General features: G+C 62.2%; 1 protein-coding gene. It reads right to left on the bottom strand.

From position 1 onward, the window contains the following. A partial coding sequence (locus AC1DU6_RS34010) for an aldehyde dehydrogenase family protein (protein WP_477862821.1) occupies window positions 1-596 on the bottom strand: 596 nt, incomplete at its 3' end. Window positions 597-703: the final 107 nt, after the last annotated feature.

Here is a 703-nt window from a genome sequence, read left to right on the forward strand (position 1 = left end):
AGATTGAGTACGCCCGCGGGCAAGCCTGCATCATGGAACGCGCGCGCCAGCTGCAGCGCGCCGGCCGGGGTTTCTTCCGAAGCTTTCAGGATGATCGAACAGCCCGACGACAGCGCGCCGGCCACCTTGCGCGCCGGTGAGCTCATTGGGAAATTCCACGGCGAGAAGGCCGCCACCGGGCCGATCGGCTGGCGGTACACCGTATGCTGCAGACCGGGACCGGCCGAGATCACGCGGCCATACACGCGCATGCCTTCGGTTGCATCCCATTCGATGATCTCGCAGCCGCGCAGGATTTCGAGCTTCGCCTGATCGAGCGGCTTGCCTTGCTCCAGCACCATCGCCGTCGCCATCTCGTCGACGCGCGAGCGGATCAACGTCGCAGCCTTCAGAATGATTTGCGCGCGCGCGTTCGGTGCCGTCTTGCGCCAAACATTGAAGCCGCGCACCGCCGCATCGAGCGCATCGTCGAGATCGGCTTTCGTCGCATGCGGCACCGTCCCTAGTACGCTCTCGTCGGCGGGATTGATGATCGGCGTGCCGGAGGCCCGGCGCCAGTGTCCGTCCACGTAAAGCTCGATGTTGGGATAGGTCATGTCGAAGTGCACTTTCTTGGTCGTCGGAAGCGGTTGACTCAGCCTCACTTGCGCGGCATCCAATCATATGTTGATATAATAGAACAATAGTTCTGTCAGACAGAACG

This window comes from Roseateles sp. P5_B10 (genome assembly GCF_056400485.1).